Origin of the sequence: Mesorhizobium vachelliae, assembly GCF_033977325.1 — a bacterium.
In the GTDB taxonomy this organism is placed as follows: domain Bacteria; phylum Pseudomonadota; class Alphaproteobacteria; order Rhizobiales; family Rhizobiaceae; genus Mesorhizobium; species Mesorhizobium vachelliae.
This window is the reverse complement of the sequence record NZ_JAVIIR010000002.1, coordinates 388,363-413,867: the sequence shown is the minus strand read 5'-3', so window position 1 is coordinate 413,867 and position 25,505 is coordinate 388,363. Positions and strand designations below refer to the sequence as shown.

Here is a 25,505-nt window from a genome sequence, read left to right as displayed (position 1 = left end):
ATGGCAGAGGCTGCAGCTCACGATCACGACGACCACAGGCCGCATGGCTGGGTCCGCTGGGTCTACTCGACCAACCACAAGGACATCGGCACGCTCTACCTGATCTTCGCGATCATTGCCGGCATCGTCGGCGGCGCGCTCTCGGTCGCCATCCGCATGGAGCTGCAGGAGCCGGGCATCCAGATCTTCAGCGGCCTGGCGCAGATGGTCTACGGCATGCAGGGCGACGCCGCCATCGACGGCGGCAAGAGCATGTACAATGCCTTCGGCGCCGCGCACGGCCTTATCATGATCTTCTTCATGGTCATGCCTGCGCTCATCGGCGGCTTCGCCAACTGGATGGTGCCGATCATGATCGGCGCCCCGGACATGGCCTTCCCGCGCATGAACAACATCTCCTTCTGGCTGCTGCCGCCGGCATTCATCCTGCTGCTCTCCTCGATGTTCGTGCCGAGCGCGCCGGGCGCTTTCGGTCCCGGAGGCGGCTGGACGATCTATCCGCCGCTCTCGACGTCCGGCCAGCCGGGCCCCGCGCTCGACCTGGCGATCCTGTCGATCCACATTGCCGGTGCCTCGTCGATTCTCGGCGCCATCAACTTCATCACCACCATCTTCAACATGCGCGCTCCCGGCATGACGCTGCACAAGATGCCGCTGTTTGCCTGGGCCGTGCTGATCACCGCCTTCCTGCTCCTGCTCTCGCTGCCGGTTCTGGCGGGCGCAATTACCATGCTGCTCACCGACCGCAATTTCGGCACCGCCTTCTTCGTGCCGGACCAGGGCGGTGACCCGATCCTGTTCCAGCATCTGTTCTGGTTCTTCGGCCACCCCGAAGTGTACATCCTGATCCTGCCGGGCTTCGGCATCATCAGCCACATCGTCTCGACCTTCTCGAAGAAGCCCATCTTCGGTTATCTCGGCATGGCCTACGCCATGGTCGCGATCGGCGCCGTCGGCTTCATCGTCTGGGCGCACCACATGTACACCACCGGCCTGTCGCTCGACACGCAGCGTTACTTCGTGTTCGCCACCATGGTCATCGCGGTGCCGACCGGCGTGAAGATCTTCTCCTGGATCGCCACCATGTGGGGCGGCTCGATCTCCTTCAAGCCGCCGATGCTGTGGGCGCTGGGCTTCATCTTCCTGTTCACCATCGGTGGCGTCACCGGCGTTCAGCTCGCCAATGCCGGCCTCGACCGCTCGCTGCACGACACCTATTTCGTGATCGCGCACTTCCACTACGTGCTGTCGCTGGGCGCCGTGTTCGCGATCTTCGCCGGCTGGTACTACTGGTTCCCGAAGATGACCGGCTACATGTACTCGCCGGTTATCGCCAACACCCACTTCTGGGTCACCTTCGTCGGCGTCAACCTGATCTTCTTCCCGCAGCACTTCCTCGGCCTCGCCGGCATGCCGCGCCGCACCATCGACTATCCGGACGCCTTCGCCGGCTGGAACATGGTGTCGTCCTACGGCTCCTACATCGCGGCCGTCGGCGTTGCGATCTTCCTCTACGGCGTGTTCGAGGCCTTCCAGAAGAAGCGCGTCGCTGGCGCCAATCCGTGGGGCGAGGGTGCCACCACGCTCGAATGGCAGCTGCCTTCGCCGCCGCCGTTCCACCAGTGGGAACAGCTGCCGAAGATCAAGTAAGCAGCGTCCCGACACATACGAGGCCGCCGGCTTGTCCGGCGGTCTTGGCCAACGGAATAACGGACTTTAAGTACGCATGGCCCTTGCCGAAGACAGATTGATGGAGGAAGCGGGCTTTCGCATGTCGGAAGCGACCGCGGGCGATTTCTTCGCCCTGTTGAAGCCGCGCGTCATGTCGTTGGTCGTCTTCACGGCCTTTGTCGGCCTAGTCGCGGCGCCCGTCGCCATCAATCCGCTGCTGGCGATGATCGCCATCCTGGCGATCGCCATCGGCGCCGGCGCCTCGGGCGCGCTCAACATGTGGTACGACGCCGATATCGATGCCGTGATGACCAGGACCGCCGGCCGCCCGGTGCCGGCCGGCCGCGTCACGCCAGGCGAGGCGTTGAGCTTCGGCCTGGTGCTGTCGGCGCTGTCGGTAATGACGCTCGGCGTGCTGATCAACTGGCTGTCGGCATCGCTGCTGGCCTTCACCATCTTCTTCTACGCCGTCATCTACACGATGTGGCTGAAGCGCTGGACACCGCAGAACATCGTCATCGGCGGCGCCGCCGGCGCCATCCCGCCGGTGATCGGCTGGGCCGCCGTGACCGGCTCGGTCAGCCTCGAAAGCGTGATCCTGTTCCTCATCATCTTCCTGTGGACGCCGCCGCACTTCTGGGCGCTGGCGCTCTTCAAGTCCGACGACTACGCGCGCGCCGGCATCCCGATGATGCCGAATGTCGCCGGACAGGCCTCGACCCGCCGGCAGATCTTCGCCTATGCGCTGATCCTGGCGCCGGTCGGCGTGCTGCCCTGGGCGCTCGGCTACACCACGGCCGGCTATGGCGTCGTCTCGGCGGTCCTCGGCGTGGGCTTCGTCTGGTATGCCTGGAAAGTGCTTGCCATGGCCGACGACGACCGCGCGATGAAGCCGGCCAAGGCCCTGTTCGGCTATTCGCTGCTCTATCTCTTCGCGATTTTCGCCGCCTATCTCGTCGACTGCGTGGTCGGGCGCGTCCTCATGATGGGGGGAGCATGACCGTGGCCGACAAGAAACTCGAGCTGGTCACGCTGACCGAACGCCAGCAGAAGGCGCGCCGCAATCGCTCCATCGCCATCGGCTTCGCGCTGGCGGCGCTGGTCATCATCTTCTATGCCGCCACCATCGTGCGCTTCGGTCACACCGGCGCCAGCATCACCGGCTCCGGCCTGTTGGGGGGCGGCTGATGGGCGGCCAGACCAGCAGCAAGCCTCGCAAGGTGAACAACGGCATCGTCGCCGCCGTCTGCCTCGCCTTCTTCACCGGCATGGTCGGCATGGCCTATGCGGCGGTGCCGCTCTACAAGATGTTCTGCCAGGTCACCGGCTATGGCGGCACCACGCAGCGCGCCGAGAAGCAATATGCCGGCCGCGTGCTCGACCGAGACATCACCATCCGCTTCGACGCCAACACCAACGGCATTCCGTGGCAGTTCGAGCCCGTCGCCCGTTCGGTGACGATCAAGATCGGCGCGACGACCCAGGCGCATTACAGCGCCACCAACAAGTTCGACCGCCCCATCACCGGCCGCGCCTCGTTCAACGTGCAGCCTGAAATGGCTGGCGCCTATTTCAACAAGGTGGAGTGCTTCTGCTTCACCGACACGACGCTGAAGCCCGGCGAGACACTGGACATGCCGGTCGTGTTCTATGTCGATCCAGACATCGTCAACGTGCCGGAACTCAAGGACCTGAAGACCATCACCTTGTCCTACACGATGTTCCCGGTCGAAAAGAAGCAGCCGGTTGCGTCGTCCGCGCCGGCCGCTGGCGGCAACACCAACAAAATTTCCAATTCCGAAGCAAGCCTCGGGGGTTGATATGGCAGACGCGCACGCAAAACCACAACACGACTACCATCTCGTCAACCCAAGCCCCTGGCCCTTCCTGGGTTCGATCGGCGCGCTCGTCACCGCCGTCGGCGGCGTCTGCCTGATGCGGTATCTCAGGGCCGACACCTTCCCGGTCTTCGGCCACAACATCGCCAATCCGTGGCTGTTCTTCATCGGCATGATCATCGTGCTCTACACGATGTTCGCCTGGTGGTCGGACACCATCAAGGAAGCGCATGAGGGGCATCACACGCGCGTCGTGTCGCTGCACCTGCGCTACGGCATGATCATGTTCATCGCCTCCGAGGTGATGTTCTTCGTCGCCTGGTTCTGGGCCTTCTTCGACGCCAGCCTGTTCCCGGGCGAAGCCGCGCAATACGCCCGCACCGCCTTCACCGGCGGCGTCTGGCCGCCGAAGGGCTTGGAGGTCCTCGATCCCTTCCACCTGCCGCTCTACAACACCATCATCCTGCTTCTGTCGGGCACGACGGTGACCTGGGCGCACCACGCGCTGCTGCATGGCGACCGCAAGGGCCTGATCAACGGCCTGGTGCTGACCGTCGGCCTCGGCATGCTGTTCACCATGGTGCAGGCCTACGAGTACATGCACGCGCCCTTCGCGTTCAAGGATTCGATCTACGGCGCCACCTTCTTCATGGCGACTGGCTTCCACGGCTTCCACGTCATCATCGGCACCATCTTCCTGCTGGTCTGCCTGGTGCGCGCGATGCGCGGCGACTTCACGCCGAAGCAGCATTTCGGCTTCGAGGCGGCCGCCTGGTATTGGCACTTCGTCGACGTGGTCTGGCTGTTCCTGTTCAGCGCCATCTATGTCTGGGCCTCGAACGGCGCGCTGATCGAAGGCCACTGATTAAGGCAATGCCGGCAAAAGCGCGTAGCGGTTTGTCGGAATTGGCTTGGAGCAAACATGCGAGAGGCGGTCGCGGCGACGCGGCCGCCTTCTTCTTTTCGGCGCAATGCCCGGCCATCGGTAGGTCATGTGGGCGCGAATTTCCCTGGCCATCTGCGCGTATCTGATCGCTACATCTCCGGTGCGCGAACCAAGTATATTTCCTGCGCAAAAGATCGATCTGGTGCGGGTCGAGAAATCGCGGCGGCAATTGCAGCTGATCAGCGGCGATAAAGTCCTGCGCAGCTACAGCATTGCGCTGGGCGGCCGTCCCGTCGGCCACAAGCGCCAGGAAGGCGATGAGCGAACGCCGGAAGGCCGCTACGTGCTCGACTGGCGCAATCCCAACAGCGTCGCCCACAGGTCTATCCACATTTCCTATCCCAACGTCGACGATACCGCGGCGGCAAAGGCGCGCGGCGTCGATCCAGGTGGCTTCATCATGATCCATGGCCAGCCGAACGGTTTCGGCTGGCTTGGCCGGCTGCTTCAAATGGTCGACTGGACCGACGGCTGTATTGCGGTTACGAACGCGGATATGGATGAAATCTGGACAATGGTGGCCGACGGCACACCGATCGAGATCAGGCAATGAACGAAGATAAGGCGATCTGGCCACCCATCGATCCGATCTCGGCTGGCCTGCATGGCCGCTGCCCGCGCTGCGGCGAGGGCAAGCTGTTCTCCAGTTTCCTTACCGTCGGCAAGCGCTGCTACAATTGCGGGCTCGACTATTCCTTCGCCGATGCCGGCGACGGACCGGCGGTGTTCGTCATCCTGATCATTGGCTTCATCGTCGTCGGCCTCGCGCTGTGGATGGAGGTGACGTTCAACCCGCCGCTCTGGCTGCACTTTATCCTGTGGATACCGCTGGCGCTGGTGCTCTGCCTGACGGCGCTGCGCCTCATCAAGGGCGTGCTGATCACCTTGCAATATTCGAAGAAGGCCTCCGAGGGCAGGCTGGAATCCCACGAATGAACGGAACGACAGGCTCGGTGGCCGGCCGTTCGCGGCCGCGCTCGGCGTTGCTCATCGGTCTCGGCCTTGTCCTGTTCGCCGTCCTGATCGGACTTGGCACCTGGCAGGTCCAGCGCCTGCACTGGAAGGAAGGCCTGCTCGCTACCATCGACAAGCGCACGCATTCCGCGCCCTTGCCGCTGGCAGACGTCGAGAGGGAGTTCGCCGCTTCCCACGATGTCGACTACACCCCGGTGACGGTGACCGGCACTTTCCTGCACCAGGCTGAGCGGCACTTCTTTTCGACCTGGGAAGGCGACAGCGGCTTCAACGTCTACACGCCCCTGCAACTCGAGGACGGCCGCTTCGTGCTCGTCAACCGCGGCTTCGTCCCTTACGACCTCAAGGATCCGGCCAAGCGCCAAAAGGGCGAGGTCGCAGGCAAGGTGACGGTGACCGGGCTTGCCCGCAATCCGCTGCCGGGAAAACCGTCGATGATGCTTCCCGACAATGATGTCGCCAAGAACATCTTCTACTGGAAGGACCGCGACGTCATGGCGGCTACCGCCGGCCTGCCTGCTGGCTTTGTGCTGGTGCCGTTCTTCATCGATGCCGACAAGACGCCGAACCCCGGCGGCCTGCCGGTCGGTGGCGTCACCATCATCGACCTGCCGAACAACCACCTGCAATATGCCGTCACCTGGTACGGGTTGGCGGCCGCCCTTGCCGCCATGCTGATCCTGAGGCTGCGCCGCCCGACGAAAGAAGGCTGAGGCCGGGCCGCTCTTGACAGGGCAGGGGTGCGCACCTCATTTCGCCAGAGGATTTTCGACTGAACCGGCCTTGCATTCATGACAGATAAAAAGCCACCACTGACGATCAGGCTCTGCCAGCCGCGCGGCTTCTGCGCCGGCGTCGACCGCGCCATCCAGATCGTCGTGCTGGCGCTGAAGAAATACGGCGCGCCGGTCTATGTCCGCCACGAGATCGTGCACAACCGTTACGTCGTCGAAGGGCTGCAGAGCCTCGGCGCCGTCTTCATCGAGGAACTGTCCGAGATTCCGCCGGAGCACCGCCAGTCGCCGGTGGTCTTTTCCGCGCACGGCGTGCCGAAATCGGTGCCGGCGGATGCCGAGGCGCGCAACCTCTTCTATCTCGACGCCACATGCCCGCTCGTCTCCAAGGTGCACAAGCAGGCGATGCGCCACCAGCGGCTCGGCCGCCATGTGCTCCTGATCGGTCACGCCGGGCACCCGGAAGTGATCGGCACGATGGGCCAGTTGCCGGAAGGCGCCGTGACGCTGATCGAGACCGAGGCTGATGCGGCGCGCTTCGTGCCGGTCGACGCCTCGGCGCTGGGCTTCGTCACCCAGACGACCTTGTCGGTCGAGGACACCGCCGGCATCATCCGGGCGCTCCAGGAGCGGTTTCCCGAACTGCACGCGGCCGCGGCCGAATCGATCTGCTATGCCACCACCAACCGCCAGGAAGCGGTGAAGGAGACCGCGGCGGGCGCCGATCTTTTCCTCATCGTCGGCGCTCCCAACTCGTCGAACTCGCGTCGCCTTGTCGAAGTGGCGGAGCGCGCGGGCGCCACGATGTCGCTTCTCGTGCAGCGCGCCGCCGAAATTCCGTGGGATGAGATCGCCGGAATCAGGACGCTCGGCCTGTCGGCCGGCGCCTCGGCGCCGGAGATCATCGTCGATGAGATCATCGATGCGTTCCGGCAGCGTTTCGACGTCACCATCGATCTGGCCATCACGGCCACGGAAACGGAGGATTTTCCGGTGATGCGGGTTTTGCGCGATGTCGAACTGACGGCGGCCGACATGGCCTTCGTCAATGGAGCGGCGTGAAACCGCATGGCCGTCTACACCGACGTCAACGAAGGCGAGCTGACCGCGTTCCTCAAAGCCTATCCGGTGGGTGAGCTGCTCTCTTACAAGGGCATCGCCGAAGGCACTGAGAATTCCAACTTCCTGGTCCATGCCTCGACCGGCTCCTACATCCTGACGCTCTACGAGAAGCGCGTCGACAAGGCAGACCTGCCGTTCTTTCTCGGCCTGATGGGCCATCTCGCGAGGAAAGGCATTTCCTGCCCGCTGCCGGTGACCGCGCATGACGGCACCGTCATCGGCACGCTGGCCGGCCGGCCTGCCGTCATCATCACCTTCCTCGAAGGGTTGTCGCTCAGGCGCCCGACCGCCGCGCATTGCGGTGAGGTCGGCAAGGCGCTGGCCAGCCTCCATATCGCCGGCCAGGATTTTCAGATGAGACGGCCGAACGCGCTCGCCATCGAGGGCTGGCGCAAGCTATGGGACGCCTCGCGCGACCGCGCCGACGAGGTCGAGCCGGGCCTGGCGGCCGAGGTCGATGCCGACTTCGCCGATTTCGAGCGCAACTGGCCGACCACCCTGCCGCAAGGCATCATCCACGCCGACCTGTTCCCGGACAATGTCTTCTTCCTCGGCGAGAAGCTGTCCGGGCTGATCGACTTCTATTTCGCCTGTGACGACCTCTACGCCTATGATGTCGCCACTTGCCTCAACGCCTGGTGCTTCGAGAAGGATTTTTCCTTCAATCTGACCAAGGGTGCGGCGCTGCTTTCCGGCTACCAGTCGGTGCGGCCGCTCTCTGGCGATGAGAGAGCGGCGCTGCCGATGTTGGCGCGCGGCTCGGCGCTGCGCTTCATGCTGACCCGCCTCTATGACTGGCTGACCATTCCCGATGGCGGGCTGGTGATGAAGCGCGATCCGGCAGAATATATCCGCCGCATGCGCTTCCACCGCGCCATCAAGTCGCCATCCGAATACGGACTGACATGAACAAAGAGATCGAGATATTCACCGACGGCGCCTGCTCTGGCAATCCGGGGCCGGGCGGCTGGGGCGCGGTGTTGCGTTACAACGGCGTCACCAAGGAGCTGTCCGGCGGCGAGGCCGAGACCACCAACAACCGCATGGAGCTGCTGGCCGCCATCACCGCGCTCAATGCGTTGAAGGAGCCTTGCAGTGTCGACCTCTATACCGACAGCAAATACGTCATGGACGGCATCTCCAAATGGATTCATGGCTGGAAGAAGAACGGCTGGAAGACCGGCGACAGGAAGCCGGTCAAGAATGGCGAGCTCTGGCAGGCGCTCGATGAGGCCAACCGGCGCCACAAGGTCACCTGGCACTGGGTGAAGGGCCATGCCGGCCACCCGGAGAACGAGCGCGCCGACGAACTGGCTCGGCAAGGTATGGCGCCGTTCAAGAAAGGATCGGCCGTGTCCGCGGCGCCGAAGCCTGCAACAGCGCCGAAGCCGGCTGCGCACACGAAGCGGCCGGCAATCCCGAGGGCACGACGCTCGACCCAGAGCTATTGATTTTCGGTAACCGGGCCCGCGCTCTGACCGGAGAATGCATGCCGTGCCGATCGCTATTACATCACTCATCCGCAGGTCCGCATCGACGCCAACGTGCCCGTGCCTGAATGGGGCCTGTCCGACATCGGACGGGCGAGGGCCGTTGCCATGCTCGGCCAGCCCTGGATCGGCTCGATCCGGCGTGTAGTCTCGTCCGCTGAACGCAAGGCGATCGAAACCGCGGAAATCCTGGCGGACCACCTTTATCTGACGGTCGAGATAAGGGAGCGGATGCATGAGAACGACCGCTCGGCAACCGGCTTCCTGCCGCCGCCGGAATTCGAGGCGGTTGCCGACCAGTTCTTCACCAGGCCGTACGACAGCATCCGCGGATGGGAACGGGCCATTGATGCGCAGAGCCGCATTGTGGGCGAGGTCGAAGCCGCGCTCGCCGCCAATGACGCCAGGAACGTCGCTTTCATTGGCCATGGCGGCGTCGGCACGCTGTTGCTCCTCCATCTCAATGGGCGGGAAATCAGTCGTGTCGCGGATCAGCCGGCGGGCGGCGGCAACCACTTCGCCTATGACATTGAGGCGCGCCGCGTCCTTCACGGCTGGCGGCCGATCGATGATCGGGCGCAACATCACGGCATTTGATCGTCAGCGGATCAGCAGCGCCGTCGAGAACATGCCAAGCGCGAACACCGTGTGCGCCACGAGGTTGAGCGCGCGTACCTTCGTCGGGTTGGGGAGCTTGGATGCCGCCCAGCCTGCGCCCATGCCAGGCGCCAGCAGGAACCAGCCTGCCCCAACGGTGACGATGCCGAGGATGAAGGCCGGCAGGAAGGTCGGCGCCGCCAGCCAGCCCGCGCCAGCGAGCGCCACCAGGATCACGCCGTAGAGGATGCCGACCAGATAGTGGAAGGCCCAGCCCAGCGCCTTTTCATGCGCATAGGGCGTGGCCTTGCCGATATCGTCGTGAAAGACCCGCTCCGGCAGATGCCGGACCCAGCGTCCGACCAAGCCCCAATTGGGCAAGGGCTGGCCGATCACCTTGTTGAGGATGATCGCCCAGATATCCATGAACACCGTGGCGCCGATGCCGATCGCCACCGCGCGCCAGACGATGTCGAGCATCAGAGCTGCTCGAGGATCTTGGCCGCGCCGCTCTCGTTGACGCCAGGCTTGGTCTCGACATTGAGCGCGGTGACCTTGCCGTCGTCGACGATCATCGAAAAGCGCTTGGAGCGCAGGCCCATGCCGGCCGCGGAAAGATCGTTGTCGAGCCCCACGGCCTTGGCGAAATCACCGCTGCCATCGGCGAGATAGAGGATCTTGCCTTCGCCGCCCGAGAAGCGCGCCCAGGCGCCCATGACATGCACGTCGTTGACCGAGACGACGGCGATCGTGTCGACGCCGCGGGCCAGGATGGCGTCATGGTTTTCCAGATAGCCCGGCAGATGGTTGTTGCTGCAGGTCGGCGTGAAGGCGCCGGGGACGCCGAACAACACCACCTTCTTTCCAGCGAAGATCTCTTTGCCCTTTATATCCTTCGCGCCATCAGCGGTCATCGTCTTGAAGGTCACGTCGGGCAGTTTTTCGCCAACCGAAATGGTCATGGGGAGCCTCGTTTGCGGGAGATGGGAAGGACCGACGCCTTCGATATCGGACTGCGCGGCGGCCAGCAACCTCTCACAACAAGTCCAGGAAAAGTGCGTAGCGGTTTTCCGTCCGGAATTGCGGCTCAAAGAGCAATTCCAGGAAAAGTGTGAGGCGGTTTTCCGTCCGGAATTGCGGCTCAGAACCGATCGCTGGATCAAGGAAAAGGCAGCAACCCGTCGACCGAGCCGTCTGCGCTGGTCAGAGTGTAATACAGCCCGCCATCGGTCGGCGTCGCCGACGGCCGGTCGAGGATCGGCACGGTGAAGACGAGCTTGCCGTCCTTCTGGCTACGCACCGGCGCGCCGAACATGTAGTCGCGCTCGCCGGCGATGAAGAAATCGACGGATTCCGGATCGCCGGGCGACTGCGCCTGGACGACAAGGGTTTCGTGGTCGCCGGGCAGCACGCTGATCCCGAAATCGGACCGGGCCGGGGAGGGTAGCGTAGCGAGCGCGATTTTCACTAGTGCGGCGTCGGTCGCGTTATCCGGATCGGAGCCAGGGTCGACGCTGAGCCGGGTCTGCACCGGAATGCAGATCGTCTCGCAGATGCCGAGGAAGACATGGGCGTCGATCGTCGCCGGCTGGCCGGGCGAAGACAGTGTGAAGGTCACCGGCAGCGACACCGGGCGGTCGTACCCCGCCCATTTGCCGTAGCCGTCGTCATGCCGCTGCGGTGGCGGGAACGACAATTGCGCGTCGGCGATGTTGGTGCTGCCGGATATGTCGAGCTGCGGCGGCACGCCGGCGTCGCCCGGATCGCGCCAATAGGTCTTCCAGCCTGGCTTCAACGCGATGTCGAGCACGCCATGGATCTTGCCGGCCTCGTCGGGCTTGCCGGTGGTCACCAGTCGAACCTTGCCGCCTTCACTGTTGTACCAGACCGAGGAGGAAGCCTCGGCCGGGAGGCTCGCAGCCCACCCGAAAACGACGCCGAGAACCAGTATTTTCATGTATCGCATGGCGGTGATTTGACCGTCCGTTCTTGGCCGCGCAATGACTTCGTCGCTCTCCCGGTATCATATTTGCGTGACATCGGGGACCGTCACCATCTTTTCGGCGCTGCCGAAACGCGTTACGCTCAAGCCATGGACTTGCTGCGCCACAAGAAGGCGGCCGCCGGCCGCGGCTTCCTCGACGACCAGTTCCTGATTGCCATGCCTGGCATGAAGGATGACCGTTTCGCGCGCTCCGTCATCTACATCTGCGCTCATAGCGACGAAGGCGCGATGGGGCTCATCATCAACCAGACGCAGCAGATGCTGTTTCCGGACCTGCTCGTGCAACTCGGCATCATGAACGAGCAGGAAGCGATCCGCCTACCGGCGCATACGCGCGATTTCGTGGTGCGCAATGGCGGGCCGGTCGACCGCAGCCGCGGCTTCGTGCTGCATTCCGGCGACTATCGCGTCGAATCCTCGCTCAACGTCTCCGACGACATCTGCCTGACCGCAACCGTCGATATCCTGCGCGCCATCTCGACCGGCCGCGGCCCGCGCCATGCGTTGATGGCGCTCGGCTATTCCGGCTGGGGCGCCGGCCAGCTCGAAACCGAGATTGCCGAGAACGGCTGGCTCACCTGTCCAGCGACGCCCGAGCTTTTGTTCGATACCGATATCGAGCGCAAATACGACCGTATCCTCGCCTCGATCGGCATCGACCTGGCTCATCTCAGCGCCGCCGCGGGGCACGCGTAGCCTATCGAGCAGACGCAGAGGCCGTTTCGAAACTCGCTCATGCGAGTCATATGGTAGTGATTTCGAGAACCGGAGCGGAGCGTGCTTAACGCACGTGAGCACCGGCCTACGCCGGCCATAGCCATAGCAATCACACCACTCTCATTTCATGGATGCTTCGGCCGGCGAAGGCCGGAAGCGCAGAAAGCGCCGCCAGATGGCCGCAGGAGTAGAGTTTCCAAACGGCCTCTAAGCCTGGGTCAGCGGATACTGCTCCCTCAGCGTCTTCAGCACCTGGTCGCCGGGCATCGGCGCGCCGAACATGAAGCTCTGGACATATTCGCAGCCCATCTGGCGCAGCTCCAGCGCGTCGCTTTCGTCCGAGATGCCTTCCGCCACGACCGAAAGTCCGAGCTCATGCGCCATGTTGACCATGGATTTGAGCAGCACGGCGCGTTTCGGCGTCGTGTCGTCGACGAAACTCTTGTCGATCTTGATCGTGTCGAAGGGGAAGCGCGTCAGGTAGGAGAGCGAGGAATAGCCGGTGCCGAAATCGTCGAGCGACAGCCCGATGCCGAGCTGCTTCAGCTTGGTCAGCACATGCGCGGTCTGCTCGGGATTGTCCATCACCAGGGATTCGGTGAGCTCCAGCCGGAAGCAGCGCGGCTTCAGATTGGCGCGCGCGATCACCGAGCGGACGTCGCTGACAAGGTCGCGGCGGATGAGCTGGCGGCTCGACAAATTGACGGAGATCGACAGCGGCGCGTCGCCGATCTGCTTCTGCCAGGCAGCCAGGTCCTCGGCCGCCTGCTGCATGGCGAACAAGCCGAGCTGCACGATCAGTCCGCAATTCTCGGCCACCGGGATGAAGTCCCCCGGCGGGATCATGCCGCGGCGTGGATGGTCCCATCTCAGCAGCGCCTCAAAGCCGGCGACGCTGCCGTCCTCCAGCCGCACGATCGGTTGATACGCAAGCGTGAACTCGCGCCGCTCGATGGCGCGGCGAAGGTCGGATTCGAACTGCAGCCGGTCGGTGCCGACGGTGCGGAAAGCCGGGCGGAACGGCTCGATCCTGTCGCCGCCGAAGCGCTTGGCCTGGTGCATGGCAAGCTCGGCGTCCTTGACCATGTCCTCGGCCGAGGTCTGCGCCGTCGTCCAGGTGATCAGGCCGATCGAGGCGGTCAGCACGATCTCGCGCTTGGCGAAGGTGATCGGATTGTTGATCGCGTGCTTGATGGCGTCGGCCATTGCCGCGATGCGGGCAGGGTCCTGTTCCGAAAGCAGCATCAGCGCGAACTGGTCGCCGGCAAAGCGCGATAGCGAATCCTTCGGCTTCAGCAGCCGGTGCAGCCGGCGCGCGACGGTGAGAAGAATGGTATCGCCGGCGGAAATGCCGAGACCGTCATTGACCTGCTTGAACCGATCGATGTCGATGATGAAGACCGTCGGCCGGACCTTGTCCTCGGTGCGGGCGATCGAGATGATCGCCTCCAGCCGGTTCATGAACAATTCGCGGTTCGGCAGCCCGGTCAGATTGTCGTGCACGGCGTCGTGCAGCAGCCTTTCCTCGGATTTCTTCTGCTCGGTGACGTCGACCATGGTGCCGACGCAGCGGATCACCTCGCCGTCGGAGCCGATCACCGGGCGGGCGCGCAGCGAGAACCAGTGGTAGTGGCCGTCGGCGCCGCGCAGGCGGAAATTCTGCGCCACCTTGCCGCGGCGGTGCTCCAGCACCACGTCGAGCGTGGTGCGGAAGGTGTCGCGGTCGTCGGCATGCAGCACCGGCAGCCAGTTGCGGGCAGCACCGCCAAGGCTGTTGGGCGCAAGGCCGAGCTGCAGGCTGATGTCCGGCTTGGTCACGACGCGGTCGCGCAGCACGTCCCAGTCCCAGACGATGTCGCCCGAGCCCGCGACGGCCAGCGCCTGCCGCTCGAGGTCGGAGAACAGGCCCTGGTGCAGCGCGCCGCCGGCAAAGGCATGCTGCATGACGGTGAAGCCAATCAAGAGGATGATCAGGATCAGCCCGCCGCCCAGCGCCGGCTGGGCAATGTCGTTGTCCAGCATGCCGGTGATCGCCATCCACGACCCGCATAGCCAGAGCAGCACCATGACCCAGCTCGGCACCAGCATGATCGCGCGGTCATAGCCGCGAATCCCGAGGAAGATGATGAGGCCGAGGCCGGTGAGCGCGGTGGCGGCGAAGGAGATGCGGGCAATGCCCGCGGCGACCGCCGGATCGACGATGGCCACGCCCGCGATCAAGAGCAGGCCGAGGATCCAGACCAGCGCGCCGTAGCTGAAATGGCCATGCCACCGGTTGAGATTGAGATAGGCGAACAGGAACACCACGAAGGTTCCGGCAAGCGCCACCTCCGTGCCGGCCCGCCATATCTGCTCGTTGCCAGGCGATATCGCGATGATCTTGTTGAGGAAGCCGAAGTCGACGCAGATATAGGCCAGAACCGCCCAGGCGAGCGCTGCCGTCGCGGGGAACATCGAGGTTCCCTTGACCACGAAGAGGATCGTCAGGAACAGCGCCAGAAGGCCCGAGATGCCGATGACGATGCCGCGGAACAGCGTGTAGGAATTGACCGAATCCTTGTAGGAATCCGGCGCCCAGAGATAGACCTGCGGCAGCTTCGGCGAGGCGAGCTCGGCGATGAAGGTCACCACAGTTCCGGGGTTCAGCGTCACCCGGAACACGTCGGCGTCCGGGCTTGTCTGGCGGTCGAGCGCGAAGCCTTCGCTGGGCGTGATCGCGGCGATGCGCGTCGAGCCGAGGTCGGGCCAGAAGATGCCGGAATTCACCAGGCGGAAATGCGGGGCGACGATCAGCCGGTCGAGCTGCTGGTCGGTGGTGTTGGCGAGCGCGAACACCGCCCAGTCGCCGCTCGAGCGCGCGTCATTGGCTTCCACCTCGATGCGCCGCACGATGCCGTCGGGGCCGGGCGCCGTCGAGACCTGGAAATTCTCGCCCTGGTTCCGGTAGATCTCCACCGCGCCGGAGAGGTCCAGCGCCTTGTCGTCGCGCGCGATCTTGATCGGCTCGACGGCGAAGGCCGGCATGGCTGAAAAAAGCGTGACGACGACCGTCATGATGAGGGCGAACAGCGACGCTAATCGCGGAGAATTCGTCACATTTAGCCCTTCGTTCCATCGCCCGGCGGATCGTCCGCGATCCGGGCGTAGAGGTAGTGATCCTGCCAGATGCCGTTGATCCTGAGATAGGATCGCAGAAGTCCTTCGCGCCGGAATCCGGCTTTTTCAAGCACGCGGATCGACCGGGCGTTTTCGGGAATACAGGCAGCTTCGATCCGGTGCAACCTGAGCGTATCGAAGGCGAAGCGCGACACCAGCTTGACCGCCTCGGTCATCAGGCCGCGGCCGCCGAAGCGTTCGCCGATCCAGTAGCCGATATGGCCGCTCTGCGCGACGCCGTGGCGGATGTTGCCGAGCGTGATGCCGCCGGCGAGCTTGCCGCTCGATTTTTCGAAGATGAAGAAGGCTATGGCAGTGCCTTGCGCATAGTCCTCGCGGTAACGACTGATGCGCAGGCGCCAGGCAGTGCGGTCGAGCTCGTCCGGCTGCCAGCGCGGCTCCCAGGGTTCGAGGAAGGCGCGGCTTTCGCCGCGCACCGCCGCCCATTCGCGGTAGTCGTTGGTGAGCGGCACGCGCAGCGTGACCTTTTCGCCTCTCAGTGCCGGCAGGTCACGGCGAAAGAAAGGGAGCGCGAACACGGCGCTTGTCCTAATTGGATATTCGTGGGATGCCCCACGAATATCTGCCTGGATTCCCTAGCTTTTCGCAGGTTTTGATCGCAAAACCGTGGGACACTTTTGCGGAACCTGCCTAGGGTCAGACGGCGAGCCGGCGGGCCGTCGTCTGCGGACCCGCAAGCGATTCGAGGATCGCCTCGTAGGGCGCTAGCGTGCCCACGGGGCCGACCGCGGTGAGCGTCGGCTTGGTCGAGAACAGCCGCGAGGAGAGGTCGGTCAGCCGGTCGACGGTCAGCGCCGAAAGCCGCTCCATCAGTTCCTCCTTGGCGATTGGCCGTCCGAACAGAAGCAGCTGCCTGGCGATCTGCGAGGCGCGGCTGGCCGGGCTTTCGGCCGACATGATCAGGCCGGCGCGATATTGCGCGCGCGCCCGGTCGAGCTCTTCCTGCTGGATGCTCTCGCCGGCCTTCTGCAGTTCGTCGATGATGACCGGCACCAGCTTGGCGATGTCGCTCTGGCCGGTCGCGGCATGCACGCCGAAAATGCCGGTGTCGGAAAAACCCCAGTGGAAGGCATAGACCGAGTAGCAGAGGCCGCGCTTCTCGCGCACCTCCTGGAACAGCCTCGACGACATGCCGCCGCCCAGGATCATCGACAGCACCTGCGAGGCGTAGAAATCGCGCACATGATAGGCGCGGCCCTCGAAACCGAGCACGATCTGCGCATCCATCAGGTCGCGGTCCTCGCGGAAGTCGCCACCGACATATTGCGCATATTGCGGGATGTTGCCCGCCGCCTTGGCGCGGAACCCGCCGAGCTGCTTTTCGACCTCGCGCACGAAATTGTCGTGCTTGATGTCGCCGGCCGCCACGATGACCATCCTTTCGGCGTCATATTGCCGCTCGATGAAGTCGTGCAACTGCTTGGAAGTGAAGGATTTGACCGTCTCCGGCGTGCCCAGGATCGAGCGGCCGATGGTCTGGTGGCGGAAGGCGGTTTCGGTAAAGCGATCGAAGACGATGTCGTCGGGCGTGTCGTGCGCGGCGCCGATCTCCTGCAGGATCACATGCTGCTCGCGCTCCAGCTCGTCTGGATCGAATTCGGACTCCTGCAGGATGTCGGCCAGGATGTCGACCGCCAGCGGCACGTCGTCGGAAAGCACCCTGGCGTAGTAGGAGGTCGTCTCGACGCTGGTGGCGGCGTTGATCTCGCCGCCGACATTCTCGATTTCCGAGGCGATCTCGAAGGCGCTGCGGCGCTTGGTGCCCTTGAACGCCATGTGCTCGAGCAGATGGGCCATGCCATGCTCTTCGTCGCGCTCGTTGCGGGCGCCTGACTTGACCCAGGCCCCTAGGGCAACCGATTCGATGCTTGGAAGGGTTTCGGTGGCGACTGTCAGGCCGTTCGACAGACGGCTTACCTCAACACCCATATGGCAAATACTCCCTAACGCGCCGCCCGCGAGTGGCGGTTCACGTAATCTTCCACCATTTTCAAGTCGGATGGAAGTATCGTGTATTTTTCGTCGGCTGTCATCAAGCCACCTAGCCATGCGGGCAGGGCAGGGGTGACGCCGCTCGCTGCCTCGACAGCCGCCGGGAATTTCGCCGGATGCGCGGTGCCGAGCACCACCATGGGCACCGGACCGGAGGCATGGGAGGCGGCGACATGCACGGCGGCGGCCGTATGCGGATCGAGCAGGTAATTGCTCGCCTCGAGCGTCGCGCGGATGGTGGCGGCGACCTCTTCGACAGTGGCGCGGCCGGCGTCGAATTCGGCGCGGATGCGCTTGAGCCCGCCTTCCTCGATGGTGAAGGCGCCCGACTGCTTCAGCCCGTTCATGTAGCGCCTGACCGTCTCGGCATCGCGGCCCGCGGCCTCGAAGAGCAGCCGCTCGAAATTCGACGACACCTGGATGTCCATCGACGGCGAGGTCGTGGCGAACACGCCCTTGGTGCGGTATTCGCCGGTGGCAAGCGTTCGCGCCAGGATGTCGTTGTCATTGGTGGCGATGATCAGTCGCTCGATCGGCAGGCCCATGCGCTTGGCGGCGTAACCGGCGAAGATATCGCCGAAATTGCCGGTCGGCACGGTGAAGGAGACCGGCCGGTCGGGCGCGCCGAGCGACAGGGCCGAGGAGAAATAATAGACGATCTGGGCCATGATGCGGGCCCAGTTGATCGAATTGACGCCCGACAGCGACACACGGTCGCGAAAGGCATGGTCGTTGAACATGTCCTTCACCAGGCCCTGGCAGTCGTCGAAATTGCCCTCGACCGACAGCGCATGGACGTTGGCGGCCGAAGATGTCGTCATCTGGCGCTGCTGCACCGGCGAGACCTTGCCGTTGGGGAAAAGGATGAAGATATCGGTGCGGTCGCGGCCGGCGAAGGCGTCGATCGCAGCGCCGCCGGTGTCGCCCGAGGTCGCGCCGACGATGGTGGCGCGTTTGCCCCGTTCGGCAAGCACATGGTCCATCAGCCGCGCCAGCAACTGCATCGCCACGTCCTTGAAGGCCAGAGTCGGGCCGTGGAACAGCTCCAGGATGAAGGTGTTTTTGCCGGTCTGCACCAGCGGGCAGACGGCCTCATGCCGGAACGTCGCATAGGCCTCGCGCACCAGCCGCTCGAAGACGGGCGCCGCGATCTCGCCGCCGAGGAAGGGCGTCAGCACGCGGATGGCAAGGTCCGGATAGGCAAGCCCGCGCATGGCGCGGATGTCGGCGGCGGAGAACTGCGGCCATTCGCGCGGCACGTAAAGCCCGCCGTCGCGCGCCAGGCCGGCCAGCACCGCGTCTGAAAATCCAAGCGCGGGCGCTTCCCCGCGGGTACTCACATATTGCATCGTCAAAGGCCCATTGCTGCCGGTCGCGTCATCCACGGCAATTGGTTAATTTTCCGAGCCGGCTCAGTCGCATTTTTGCCGCGCGGTTGCTATACGTCACCGGCTTTGTGAGAGGGAAGTGCAGTTTCATGGCGTTTTATTCGGTCAACCGTCGTCTTGTCGCGGGTCTGGCGCTCACCGGCTTTATGCTCGCCGCCGCCGGCTGCCAATCGGGCGACAATGGTATCCTGGACCTCGGTTTCGGCAAGAAGAGCGATCCGACTGCGCCGCCGCCGCCGCAGGATCCCAAGATCCTTGCCAGCCAGTTGCGCGCCTATTGCCCGAAAGTGACGCTGCGCGACGGCACCGCCTATTTCAACACCTATGCCAAGGGCGCAACGGCGAAGCCCAAGAAAAAGAAGCTTGATCCCGCGACGCAAGCCGAGGCCGAGGCAGCCGCCGCGGCCGCGCAGACCGGCCCCAACGGCCAGCCGATCGACCCCGCCCACGATCCGTCCAAGATCATCTATCAGGCCTCCATCACCGACGTGACGCGCGATTGCACCCATGCCAACGGTCAGATGTCGATGAAGATAGCCGTCGCCGGCAAGGTCGTGCCGGGGCCGATGTTCGCGCCCGGCACCGTCACCATGCCGATCCGCATCGCGGTCCAGCACGGCGACGAGGTGCTTTACTCGCAATTGCATCCGTACCAGGTGCAGGTGACCGACCCCTCGGCCGCCACCCAGTTCGTCTTCGTCGACAACAATGTCGTGGTGCCGGAGCCGACCGCGCGCGACTACCAGGCCTATGCCGGCTATGACGAGAACACGCCGGCCGCCTCGGCGGACAAGCCGAAAGGCAAGAAGAAGAGAAAGCACGCCGCCGCTACGAACTGAGCAAGGCCAGGAAACAACGACGGCGTATCGCTTGCCAACGAAACACACGCGGTTCGTCGTCTATTCAGGCAATCCGGCTGCCCGTAGCGCGCTGCCAAGAACCTCCGCGAGCGCGGGCGCGCAATTCACGCCTGCAAACTGGCGGCTGTAGCGAAAGGCCGGCTGCAGCTCGATCACGCGAGCGGCCGCCGCCTTTGCTTCGTCTAACCGGCCAAGCTTGGCCAGCGCGGCGGACAACTGCACATAAGTGATGCTATGCGCCGGATTGGTTTGGACCGACTTGTAGGCCGCCCGGCAAGCTTCATCGTAACGGCCGCGCAGCAAATGGCTCATCGCCTGGGCGTCGAATGCGGCCCAGGCCCAGGAATCGAACGGGCTCAGCCGGATACCTTGCTCGCTCCATTCTATGGCGCGTTCCGCTTCGCCGCTCCATCCGAGCATGACGCTGCCAAGGATGTAGGTCAGCGCCGATGACGGGCTGATGGCGAGGGCGGCTTCCAATGCCGCGAACGCAGCGGCCCGATCATGCGCATCCATCCCGATGGAAAAGGCCGCCCATGTCAGGGCGAGCGCATCATCCTGTCCATGGACAAGGGCAGCCCGAGCGTGGCGGATCGAAGACGCGCGGTTGATCTCCTGCAGGCCCGCGCGAAGGAACAGGCAATGATGGCACATCGCGGCATTGCCATGCGCCAGCGCATAGGCCGGTTCGAGCGCGATCGCGCGCTCCAGAAGCCCCAGCGCCCTGGTCACTTGTTCCGGCATGCCGGAGTCCACGTCAGGCTGGGCCTGCAGCACGAGGTCATAGGCGTCGAGACTGTCAGGGCGCTTGCGCCTGACACGTTCGATTTCGGCTTTCCGCACGCTCGGCGCAATCGCGCCCACCGCTGCCAGCGCGATCTCGTCTTGAAGCGCGAAAATGTCTTCGGAGCTGCGATCGTAGCGCTCGGCCCAGACATGCGCGCCGGTCGAGGCATCGATCATCTGCGTGGTGACCCGCACGCTACCGCCGGCCTTGCGCACGCTGCCTTCGAGCACATAGCGAACGCCAAGCTCGCGGCCGACCTGCTTCACGTCGACGGCGCGACCCTTGTAGCTGAAGGTCGAGTTTCGCGCGATGACGAACAGCCATTTGATGCGTGCCAGGCCCGTGATGATGTCGTCCACCATCCCATCGGCAAAATACTCTTGCTGCGGATCGCCGCTCAAATTCGAGAACGGCAGGACCGCGACGGAGGGCTTCTCCGGCAAGCTCGGCGCCGACGCGGCGCGGTTGGCGGCCGAGGCATCGGCAACATTGGTGGCGACGGCCGGTCCGACATAGCGGTAGCCACGCCGCGGCAATGTTTCGATCCAGTTCGCGACATCCGCCGCGTCGGCCAGTGTGCGGCGCAAGGCTGCGATCTGAACCGTCAGATTGTTGTCGGCAACCGCCGATCCGCCCCAACCGGCGTCAACCAGCGCGTCCTTCGACACGGGTTGGCCCGCATTCTGGATCAGCAGCCGCAGCAGCGCGACGGCGCGCTGCCCGAGCATGGTCGGCTCGGCGCCGTAAAAGAGAATGCCCACCTCCGGATCGAGGTGAAAAGAGCCAAAGCGGTAGACCTCGCCCCTGACTGTCATTGGAGTCTTTTAGCAAATTTTTGGCAACGAATTCACGACTTTCCGGCGTGACCGGCCGATGTTGCGCGAATGCTTGCCAGAAACAAGCGCCCTGTCAGAGGAGGATCATATGAGCGCTGATGCCGTCATCCGCATGCCCGACGAGAGGAAGGGCATCATGCTGCGTGGTCACCCCATGGCTTTCCTGGTCACCGACGAAAACACCAGGCATACGAGCATGTTCGACTGGATCATCCCGCCGGAGTTCGCCACCGGGCGGCATGTTCACCGGGTGCAGGAGGAGACCTTCTACCTGCTCGAGGGCGAGTGTGAATGGCATGTCGGCGACAGGACGATCCGGGCAACGCCCGGAACTTTCCTGTTCATCCCGCCGGGAGTGCCGCACAACATCACCAATGTCAGCGAGAAGCCGGCGCGCGTCCTGATGACCGTCTCTCCGCCCGGCCATGAGCATTATTTCGAAAAGCTTGCCGAGCTCGCGGCGCAGGGTGCGCCGGATCCGAAAGCGCTTGCCGATCTGCGAAACCGCTACGACACCGACCAGTTGTCGACGCTGACGACGCGCGCATAGACGCGTCCTCGGCCTTCTAGGCGTCTTCCGACCACTCCGACAGCGCCGCAATCGTGCTGCTGAGTTCCGCCCAGCGCCGGATGACCGTCTCGGCGCCGGCCTCGGTCAGCGCATCGGCGTGGCCCGGATAGCTGTGCCCGGCGCCGGTGAAGCCGATGACGCGCATGCCGGCCGCCCTTGCGCCGGTGATGCCATGCACGGAATCCTCGATGACGAACGTGTTCTTCGGATTGGCACCGAGCTTTTCGGCGGCGTAGAGGAACACGTCCGGCGCCGGCTTGGTCTTCTTGCTGGGGATATCCAGGCCCGAAAAGATGCGGCCGGCGAAGAACGGCAGCAGCCGCACCTTCTCCAGCATGAATTCGACCCGCTCGGTGCGCGAGTTGGAGCAGACGGCGCGCGGCGCGGTGACGGCGGCGACCGCCTCGCGGGCACCGTCGATGATGCGCACATCCGCGCGCAGCTTGCGGTCGACCAGCTCCTCGGCGCGGTCGATCAGCGAGGCCTGGAACGGGATCTCGGACTTCTCCTCGACCCGCAGCATGATGTCCTTGAAGGTCAGCCCGGCATAGGTTTCCGCCAACTCCTCGGCCGAAATCTCGAAGCCGGCCGAGGTCAGCAGCTCGGCCTCGACACGCGCGGCGATGATTTCGGAATCGACGAGCACGCCATCGCAATCGAAAATGACAAGATCTGGCTGGGGCATGGCAATCCGGAAACGTTGGGGGAGGGCCTGAATGGCTCAAGCGGCGCGGCATACACCAACGGGCCGGCCTTCGCAAACTTCGGCGGCCAGGCGGCAGGCCTTCACCGAATGTTTACGCTGATCGGTAACCATAACAGCCAGTAAACCGTAACGCGTTCTTTTGGGTGTTTCGATGTCTGCCGTGCGTCTTCTCGACGAGCTTTCCCACGCTCCCCAGCAGTCCGAATGGCTGGACACGATCCTGAAGGGCGATTGCGTAGCCGCCCTCGACAGGCTGCCGGAAAAGTCGGTCGACATCATCTTTGCCGACCCACCCTACAATCTCCAACTCGACGGCGACCTGCACCGGCCCGACCAGTCCAAGGTCGACGCCGTCGACGACGACTGGGACCAGTTCGAGAGTTTCGAGGCCTATGACGCCTTCACCCGCGCCTGGCTGCTCGCGGCGCGTCGCGTCTTGAAGCCCAGCGGCACGATCTGGGTCATCGGCTCCTATCACAACATCTTCCGCGTCGGCGCCCGCATGCAGGATCTCGGCTTCTGGATCCTCAACGACATCGTCTGGCGCAAGACCAACCCGATGCCGAATTTCCGCGGCCGCCGCTTCCAGAATGCGCATGAGACGATGATCTGGGCCTCGCGCGACCAGAAGGCCAAGGGCTACACCTTCAATTACGAGGCGCTGAAGGCGTCGAATGACGATCTGCAGATGCGCTCCGACTGGCTGTTCCCGATCTGCACCGGCGGCGAGCGGTTGAAGGACGAGAACGGCAACAAGCTGCATCCGACGCAGAAGCCGGAGGCGCTGCTGGCCCGCATCATGATGGCTTCGACCAAGCCGGGTGACGTCGTGCTCGATCCCTTCTTTGGCTCCGGCACCACCGGCGCCGTCGCCAAGCGCCTCGGTCGCCACTTCGTCGGGATCGAGCGCGAGCAGGCCTATATCGACGCCGCTAATGAGCGCATCGCCGCGGTGCGCCCGCTGGAAAACGCCGATCTCACCGTGCTTTCCGGCAAGCGCGCCGAACCGCGCGTCGCCTTCATCAGCCTGATCGACAACGGCCTTGTGGCGCCGGGCGCCACGCTTTACGACGCCAAGAAGCGCTGGGCGGCCAAGGTCCGAGCCGACGGCACGCTGGCGATCGGCGACAGCGCCGGCTCGATCCACAAGATCGGCGCCGAGGTGCAGGGGCTGGACGCCTGCAACGGCTGGACCTTCTGGCACTATGAGCGCAGCGGCGGCTTGACCCCGATCGACGAGTTGCGCCGCATCGCCCGCCTCGGCATGGAGCGGGCAGGGGGCTGAATCGACACTTCAACGGATCGCCGCAAGCGATTCAGATCAGACGGTAATCCCGAGCCGTTCAAGGTCAGCCTTAAGCGCCCCGGCATCGGTGAACAGCACCGCCTGCCAGCCGGCGGCCTTGGCGCCGTCGACATTCTTCTGGCTGTCGTCAATGAAGAGCGATGCCTCAGGATCGAGCCCGAACGAAGCGACGTGATGGTCGTAGATGGCGCGGTCCGGCTTGATCAGGCCGATATCGCCGGACACGGTGATGCCGCGCGGCTTTTCCAGGAATGGAAAACGGGCGCGGGCCTCGCGGAACGTATCCGACGCCCAGTTGGTGAGCAGCGTCACGTCGCGGCCGTCATCGATCAGGCCTTCGAGCAGCGCGACGCTGTCTCCATAGGCATGCGGCACCATGTCGTGCCAGTGGCGGCGGAAATTGCGGATGTTCTCGGCGTGATCGGGATGCTCGGCGATCAGCAATGACTCGGCTTCTTCCCAGGTTCGGCCGCGGTCCTGCTCGAGGTTCCAGGCGCTGGTGCAGACATTGTCGAAGAACCATTTCCGCTCCTCGGCGTCCGGGATCAGGCGGCTGAACGGGATGTCCGGATCGTAATGGACCAGCACCTTGCCGATGTCGAAGACGATGTGGCGGATTTCGGTCATTGCATGCCTTTCGGTTTCTTGGTCGCGCCCGGTATCGCCGCTTCGATTACCTTTTTCATGACGGTGGGCAGCGCTTCCCCGGAAATTTCATGGGCCAGCGACCAAAAATGCCCGTCCGGCGCGTCGCCCTTGATTTGAGCATGGAAGACTTCGACCTCGAGCGCGAAATGGGTGAAGACATGCCCGATCTGCCCGGCGCGCCGCCAATCGGCGGGAAAGGGCGCGGCCTCGGCCGTCGTGGCGCCGTCGACCCGCGCCGTCCAGCCCGTCGTCGGCACCTCGGTCATGCCACCGAGCAAGCCCTTCTCCGGCCGCTTGCGCAAAAGGATGGCGCCATCCTCGCGCTCAGCGACGAAGGCGGCGCCCTTGCGCAACGGCTTGTCGTCCTTCGGCAGGCGGACCGGGAAACGTTCCGGATCGCCGGTGAGAATGGCGCTGCAATCCTCGCGCACCGGGCAGAGCATGCAGCGCGGCCGCTTCGGCGTGCAGATCGTCGCGCCGAGGTCCATCATCGCCTGGGCGAAATCGCCGGGCCGCGCCTGCGGCACGAGCTTCTCGACCAGCGCGCGGATTTGCGGCTTGGCTTCGCTGAGCGGCGTTTCGATCGAATAGAGCCGGGTCATGACCCGCTCGACATTGCCGTCGACGACCGCCGCCGGCTGGTCGAAGGCGATCGCCGCGATTGCCGCCGCCGTATAGGCGCCGATCCCCGGCAGTTCGCGCAGGCCGGCCTCTGTGTCGGGAAAGCGGCCGCCTCGCAGCGCCACGAGGTCCGCGCAGGCTTTCAGGTTACGCGCCCTGGAATAATAGCCGAGCCCGGCCCAGGCCTTCATCACGTCCTCGGTGGGCGCCGCCGCCAACGCCTCGACTGTCGGCCATTTCTCGACAAAATTGCGGAAATAGGCTTTCACCGCCTCGACGGTGGTCTGCTGCAGCATCACCTCGGACATCCACACGCGATAGGGATCGGCCCGCACGCCGCGCGCAAACGCGCCGGGGGTGACGCGCCAGGGCAGGTCGCGATGATGCGCGTCATACCAGGCGAGCAGGCGGGACGCGATATCCCGGGATCCAGCTTTGCTGGTATCTCCGGATCCGATGTCGTCGGATACGGCCTGCTGTGATGCCTTGCGGGTCTGGTCTAGCGGTGCCATTGATCG

General features: G+C 64.3%; 27 protein-coding genes. 16 read left to right on the top strand and 11 right to left on the bottom strand.

Annotated elements, in window-relative coordinates:
* The 12 genes from ctaD (at position 1) to RFM41_RS05505 (ending at position 9,373) form a co-directional block, all read left to right on the top strand.
* Complete coding sequence (ctaD, locus tag RFM41_RS05560; RefSeq protein WP_320246437.1) at positions 1-1,650, top strand: cytochrome c oxidase subunit I; 1,650 nt, start codon at positions 1-3, stop codon at positions 1,648-1,650.
* 76 nt (positions 1,651-1,726) lie between these two features.
* The gene (locus tag RFM41_RS05555) at positions 1,727-2,671 is read left to right on the top strand and encodes a heme o synthase (protein WP_320246438.1); all 945 of its coding nucleotides are present in this window, start codon (positions 1,727-1,729) and stop codon (positions 2,669-2,671) included.
* Positions 2,668-2,859 carry a cytochrome c oxidase system small membrane protein gene (locus RFM41_RS05550; protein ID WP_320246439.1) on the top strand — a complete coding sequence of 64 codons (192 nt, stop codon included), beginning with the start codon at positions 2,668-2,670 and terminating at the stop codon, positions 2,857-2,859. The genes RFM41_RS05555 and RFM41_RS05550 overlap by 4 nt, the downstream gene beginning before the upstream one ends.
* Entirely contained in the window at positions 2,859-3,491 is a 633-nt protein-coding gene (locus RFM41_RS05545) for a cytochrome c oxidase assembly protein (RefSeq protein WP_320246440.1), read from the top strand. Before RFM41_RS05550 ends, RFM41_RS05545 begins: the two co-directional genes overlap by 1 nt.
* A gap of 1 nt (position 3,492) precedes the next feature.
* Complete coding sequence (locus RFM41_RS05540) at positions 3,493-4,374, top strand: cytochrome c oxidase subunit 3 (protein WP_320246441.1); 882 nt, start codon at positions 3,493-3,495, stop codon at positions 4,372-4,374.
* 127 nt (positions 4,375-4,501) lie between these two features.
* The gene (locus RFM41_RS05535) at positions 4,502-5,008 is read left to right on the top strand and encodes a L,D-transpeptidase family protein (protein WP_320246442.1); all 507 of its coding nucleotides are present in this window, start codon (positions 4,502-4,504) and stop codon (positions 5,006-5,008) included.
* Positions 5,005-5,391 (top strand): DUF983 domain-containing protein, encoded by a 387-nt coding sequence (locus tag RFM41_RS05530; RefSeq protein ID WP_320246443.1) that lies wholly within the window; start codon positions 5,005-5,007, stop codon positions 5,389-5,391. The genes RFM41_RS05535 and RFM41_RS05530 overlap by 4 nt, the downstream gene beginning before the upstream one ends.
* Positions 5,388-6,143 carry an SURF1 family protein gene (locus tag RFM41_RS05525; protein ID WP_320246444.1) on the top strand — a complete coding sequence of 252 codons (756 nt, stop codon included), beginning with the start codon at positions 5,388-5,390 and terminating at the stop codon, positions 6,141-6,143. The genes RFM41_RS05530 and RFM41_RS05525 overlap by 4 nt, the downstream gene beginning before the upstream one ends.
* 78 nt (positions 6,144-6,221) lie before the next feature.
* On the top strand, positions 6,222-7,226 hold the full coding sequence (ispH, locus tag RFM41_RS05520) for a 4-hydroxy-3-methylbut-2-enyl diphosphate reductase (RefSeq protein WP_320246445.1): 1,005 nt from the start codon (positions 6,222-6,224) through the stop codon (positions 7,224-7,226).
* Positions 7,227-7,232: 6 nt separating this feature from the next.
* Entirely contained in the window at positions 7,233-8,195 is a 963-nt protein-coding gene (locus RFM41_RS05515; protein ID WP_320246446.1) for a homoserine kinase, read from the top strand.
* A complete protein-coding gene (gene rnhA, locus RFM41_RS05510; RefSeq protein ID WP_320246447.1) occupies positions 8,192-8,737 on the top strand; it encodes a ribonuclease HI in 546 nt (181 codons plus the stop codon). Before RFM41_RS05515 ends, rnhA begins: the two co-directional genes overlap by 4 nt.
* Positions 8,738-8,830: 93 nt before the next feature.
* Positions 8,831-9,373, top strand: coding sequence for a histidine phosphatase family protein (locus RFM41_RS05505; protein ID WP_320246448.1), 543 nt, complete (start codon positions 8,831-8,833; stop codon positions 9,371-9,373).
* Between the two features lie 3 nt (positions 9,374-9,376).
* On the opposite strand, the gene RFM41_RS05500 is transcribed toward RFM41_RS05505, so the two are convergent.
* From RFM41_RS05500 to RFM41_RS05490, 3 genes are all read right to left on the bottom strand, one after another.
* The gene (locus tag RFM41_RS05500; RefSeq protein ID WP_320246449.1) at positions 9,377-9,853 is read right to left on the bottom strand and encodes a DUF2938 domain-containing protein; all 477 of its coding nucleotides are present in this window, start codon (positions 9,851-9,853) and stop codon (positions 9,377-9,379) included.
* A complete protein-coding gene (locus RFM41_RS05495; protein WP_320246450.1) occupies positions 9,853-10,335 on the bottom strand; it encodes a peroxiredoxin in 483 nt (160 codons plus the stop codon). Before RFM41_RS05495 ends, RFM41_RS05500 begins: the two co-directional genes overlap by 1 nt.
* A 197-nt stretch (positions 10,336-10,532) precedes the next feature.
* Positions 10,533-11,339, bottom strand: a complete 807-nt coding sequence (locus RFM41_RS05490; protein ID WP_320246451.1) for a protein-disulfide reductase DsbD domain-containing protein — start codon at positions 11,337-11,339, stop codon at positions 10,533-10,535.
* A gap of 126 nt (positions 11,340-11,465) precedes the next feature.
* Between RFM41_RS05490 and RFM41_RS05485 the strand changes: the two genes are divergently transcribed.
* A complete protein-coding gene (locus tag RFM41_RS05485; protein ID WP_112095931.1) occupies positions 11,466-12,074 on the top strand; it encodes a YqgE/AlgH family protein in 609 nt (202 codons plus the stop codon).
* A gap of 228 nt (positions 12,075-12,302) precedes the next feature.
* Here the strand turns inward: RFM41_RS05485 and RFM41_RS05480 are convergent, their stop codons facing one another.
* The 4 genes from RFM41_RS05480 to thrC all read right to left on the bottom strand — a co-directional run bounded on the left by RFM41_RS05480 (position 12,303) and on the right by thrC (position 18,613).
* Positions 12,303-15,149 (bottom strand): EAL domain-containing protein, encoded by a 2,847-nt coding sequence (locus tag RFM41_RS05480; RefSeq protein ID WP_430691507.1) that lies wholly within the window; start codon positions 15,147-15,149, stop codon positions 12,303-12,305.
* A 44-nt stretch (positions 15,150-15,193) separates the two neighbouring features.
* Positions 15,194-15,790: a GNAT family N-acetyltransferase gene (locus tag RFM41_RS05475; protein WP_140806743.1), complete on the bottom strand. Its 597-nt coding sequence runs from the start codon at positions 15,788-15,790 to the stop codon at positions 15,194-15,196.
* A 118-nt stretch (positions 15,791-15,908) separates the two neighbouring features.
* Positions 15,909-17,201 carry a M16 family metallopeptidase gene (locus RFM41_RS05470; protein ID WP_320246453.1) on the bottom strand — a complete coding sequence of 431 codons (1,293 nt, stop codon included), beginning with the start codon at positions 17,199-17,201 and terminating at the stop codon, positions 15,909-15,911.
* A 14-nt stretch (positions 17,202-17,215) separates the two neighbouring features.
* Positions 17,216-18,613, bottom strand: a complete 1,398-nt coding sequence (gene thrC / locus RFM41_RS05465; RefSeq protein WP_320246454.1) for a threonine synthase — start codon at positions 18,611-18,613, stop codon at positions 17,216-17,218.
* 128 nt (positions 18,614-18,741) lie between these two features.
* Between thrC and RFM41_RS05460 the strand changes: the two genes are divergently transcribed.
* The gene (locus RFM41_RS05460) at positions 18,742-19,491 is read left to right on the top strand and encodes a hypothetical protein (RefSeq protein ID WP_320246455.1); all 750 of its coding nucleotides are present in this window, start codon (positions 18,742-18,744) and stop codon (positions 19,489-19,491) included.
* A gap of 60 nt (positions 19,492-19,551) precedes the next feature.
* Here the strand turns inward: RFM41_RS05460 and RFM41_RS05455 are convergent, their stop codons facing one another.
* Entirely contained in the window at positions 19,552-21,114 is a 1,563-nt protein-coding gene (locus RFM41_RS05455) for a winged helix-turn-helix domain-containing tetratricopeptide repeat protein (RefSeq protein ID WP_320246456.1), read from the bottom strand.
* 109 nt (positions 21,115-21,223) lie between these two features.
* Between RFM41_RS05455 and RFM41_RS05450 the strand changes: the two genes are divergently transcribed.
* Positions 21,224-21,685 (top strand): cupin domain-containing protein, encoded by a 462-nt coding sequence (locus RFM41_RS05450; RefSeq protein WP_320246457.1) that lies wholly within the window; start codon positions 21,224-21,226, stop codon positions 21,683-21,685.
* Positions 21,686-21,701: 16 nt separating this feature from the next.
* On the opposite strand, the gene RFM41_RS05445 is transcribed toward RFM41_RS05450, so the two are convergent.
* The gene (locus tag RFM41_RS05445) at positions 21,702-22,391 is read right to left on the bottom strand and encodes an HAD family hydrolase (RefSeq protein ID WP_320246458.1); all 690 of its coding nucleotides are present in this window, start codon (positions 22,389-22,391) and stop codon (positions 21,702-21,704) included.
* Between the two features lie 172 nt (positions 22,392-22,563).
* Here RFM41_RS05445 and RFM41_RS05440 point away from each other — a divergent pair, with 172 nt between their 5' ends.
* The gene (locus RFM41_RS05440; RefSeq protein WP_320246459.1) at positions 22,564-23,697 is read left to right on the top strand and encodes a site-specific DNA-methyltransferase; all 1,134 of its coding nucleotides are present in this window, start codon (positions 22,564-22,566) and stop codon (positions 23,695-23,697) included.
* 36 nt (positions 23,698-23,733) lie between these two features.
* On the opposite strand, the gene RFM41_RS05435 is transcribed toward RFM41_RS05440, so the two are convergent.
* Positions 23,734-24,345, bottom strand: coding sequence for an HAD family hydrolase (locus RFM41_RS05435; protein ID WP_320246460.1), 612 nt, complete (start codon positions 24,343-24,345; stop codon positions 23,734-23,736).
* Positions 24,342-25,499: an A/G-specific adenine glycosylase gene (gene mutY, locus RFM41_RS05430; protein ID WP_320246461.1), complete on the bottom strand. Its 1,158-nt coding sequence runs from the start codon at positions 25,497-25,499 to the stop codon at positions 24,342-24,344. The genes RFM41_RS05435 and mutY overlap by 4 nt, the downstream gene beginning before the upstream one ends.
* Positions 25,500-25,505 lie beyond the last annotated feature (6 nt).

What these genes read in the sequence shown, in the direction of transcription:
- ctaD (WP_320246437.1), top strand. Translation starts at nt 1, where the DNA reads ATGGCAGAGGCTGCAGCTCACGATCACGACGACCACAGGCCGCATGGC.
- RFM41_RS05555 (WP_320246438.1), top strand. Translation starts at nt 1,727, where the DNA reads ATGGCCCTTGCCGAAGACAGATTGATGGAGGAAGCGGGCTTTCGCATG.
- RFM41_RS05550 (WP_320246439.1), top strand. Translation starts at nt 2,668, where the DNA reads ATGACCGTGGCCGACAAGAAACTCGAGCTGGTCACGCTGACCGAACGC.
- RFM41_RS05545 (WP_320246440.1), top strand. Translation starts at nt 2,859, where the DNA reads ATGGGCGGCCAGACCAGCAGCAAGCCTCGCAAGGTGAACAACGGCATC.
- RFM41_RS05540 (WP_320246441.1), top strand. Translation starts at nt 3,493, where the DNA reads ATGGCAGACGCGCACGCAAAACCACAACACGACTACCATCTCGTCAAC.
- RFM41_RS05535 (WP_320246442.1), top strand. Translation starts at nt 4,502, where the DNA reads ATGTGGGCGCGAATTTCCCTGGCCATCTGCGCGTATCTGATCGCTACA.
- RFM41_RS05530 (WP_320246443.1), top strand. Translation starts at nt 5,005, where the DNA reads ATGAACGAAGATAAGGCGATCTGGCCACCCATCGATCCGATCTCGGCT.
- RFM41_RS05525 (WP_320246444.1), top strand. Translation starts at nt 5,388, where the DNA reads ATGAACGGAACGACAGGCTCGGTGGCCGGCCGTTCGCGGCCGCGCTCG.
- ispH (WP_320246445.1), top strand. Translation starts at nt 6,222, where the DNA reads ATGACAGATAAAAAGCCACCACTGACGATCAGGCTCTGCCAGCCGCGC.
- RFM41_RS05515 (WP_320246446.1), top strand. Translation starts at nt 7,233, where the DNA reads ATGGCCGTCTACACCGACGTCAACGAAGGCGAGCTGACCGCGTTCCTC.
- rnhA (WP_320246447.1), top strand. Translation starts at nt 8,192, where the DNA reads ATGAACAAAGAGATCGAGATATTCACCGACGGCGCCTGCTCTGGCAAT.
- RFM41_RS05500 (WP_320246449.1), bottom strand. Translation starts at nt 9,853, where the DNA reads ATGCTCGACATCGTCTGGCGCGCGGTGGCGATCGGCATCGGCGCCACG.
- RFM41_RS05495 (WP_320246450.1), bottom strand. Translation starts at nt 10,335, where the DNA reads ATGACCATTTCGGTTGGCGAAAAACTGCCCGACGTGACCTTCAAGACG.
- RFM41_RS05490 (WP_320246451.1), bottom strand. Translation starts at nt 11,339, where the DNA reads ATGCGATACATGAAAATACTGGTTCTCGGCGTCGTTTTCGGGTGGGCT.
- RFM41_RS05485 (WP_112095931.1), top strand. Translation starts at nt 11,466, where the DNA reads ATGGACTTGCTGCGCCACAAGAAGGCGGCCGCCGGCCGCGGCTTCCTC.
- RFM41_RS05480 (WP_430691507.1), bottom strand. Translation starts at nt 15,149, where the DNA reads ATGACGGTCGTCGTCACGCTTTTTTCAGCCATGCCGGCCTTCGCCGTC.
- RFM41_RS05470 (WP_320246453.1), bottom strand. Translation starts at nt 17,201, where the DNA reads ATGGGTGTTGAGGTAAGCCGTCTGTCGAACGGCCTGACAGTCGCCACC.
- thrC (WP_320246454.1), bottom strand. Translation starts at nt 18,613, where the DNA reads ATGCAATATGTGAGTACCCGCGGGGAAGCGCCCGCGCTTGGATTTTCA.
- RFM41_RS05460 (WP_320246455.1), top strand. Translation starts at nt 18,742, where the DNA reads ATGGCGTTTTATTCGGTCAACCGTCGTCTTGTCGCGGGTCTGGCGCTC.
- RFM41_RS05455 (WP_320246456.1), bottom strand. Translation starts at nt 21,114, where the DNA reads ATGACAGTCAGGGGCGAGGTCTACCGCTTTGGCTCTTTTCACCTCGAT.
- RFM41_RS05450 (WP_320246457.1), top strand. Translation starts at nt 21,224, where the DNA reads ATGAGCGCTGATGCCGTCATCCGCATGCCCGACGAGAGGAAGGGCATC.
- RFM41_RS05445 (WP_320246458.1), bottom strand. Translation starts at nt 22,391, where the DNA reads ATGCCCCAGCCAGATCTTGTCATTTTCGATTGCGATGGCGTGCTCGTC.
- RFM41_RS05440 (WP_320246459.1), top strand. Translation starts at nt 22,564, where the DNA reads ATGTCTGCCGTGCGTCTTCTCGACGAGCTTTCCCACGCTCCCCAGCAG.
- RFM41_RS05435 (WP_320246460.1), bottom strand. Translation starts at nt 24,345, where the DNA reads ATGACCGAAATCCGCCACATCGTCTTCGACATCGGCAAGGTGCTGGTC.
- mutY (WP_320246461.1), bottom strand. Translation starts at nt 25,499, where the DNA reads ATGGCACCGCTAGACCAGACCCGCAAGGCATCACAGCAGGCCGTATCC.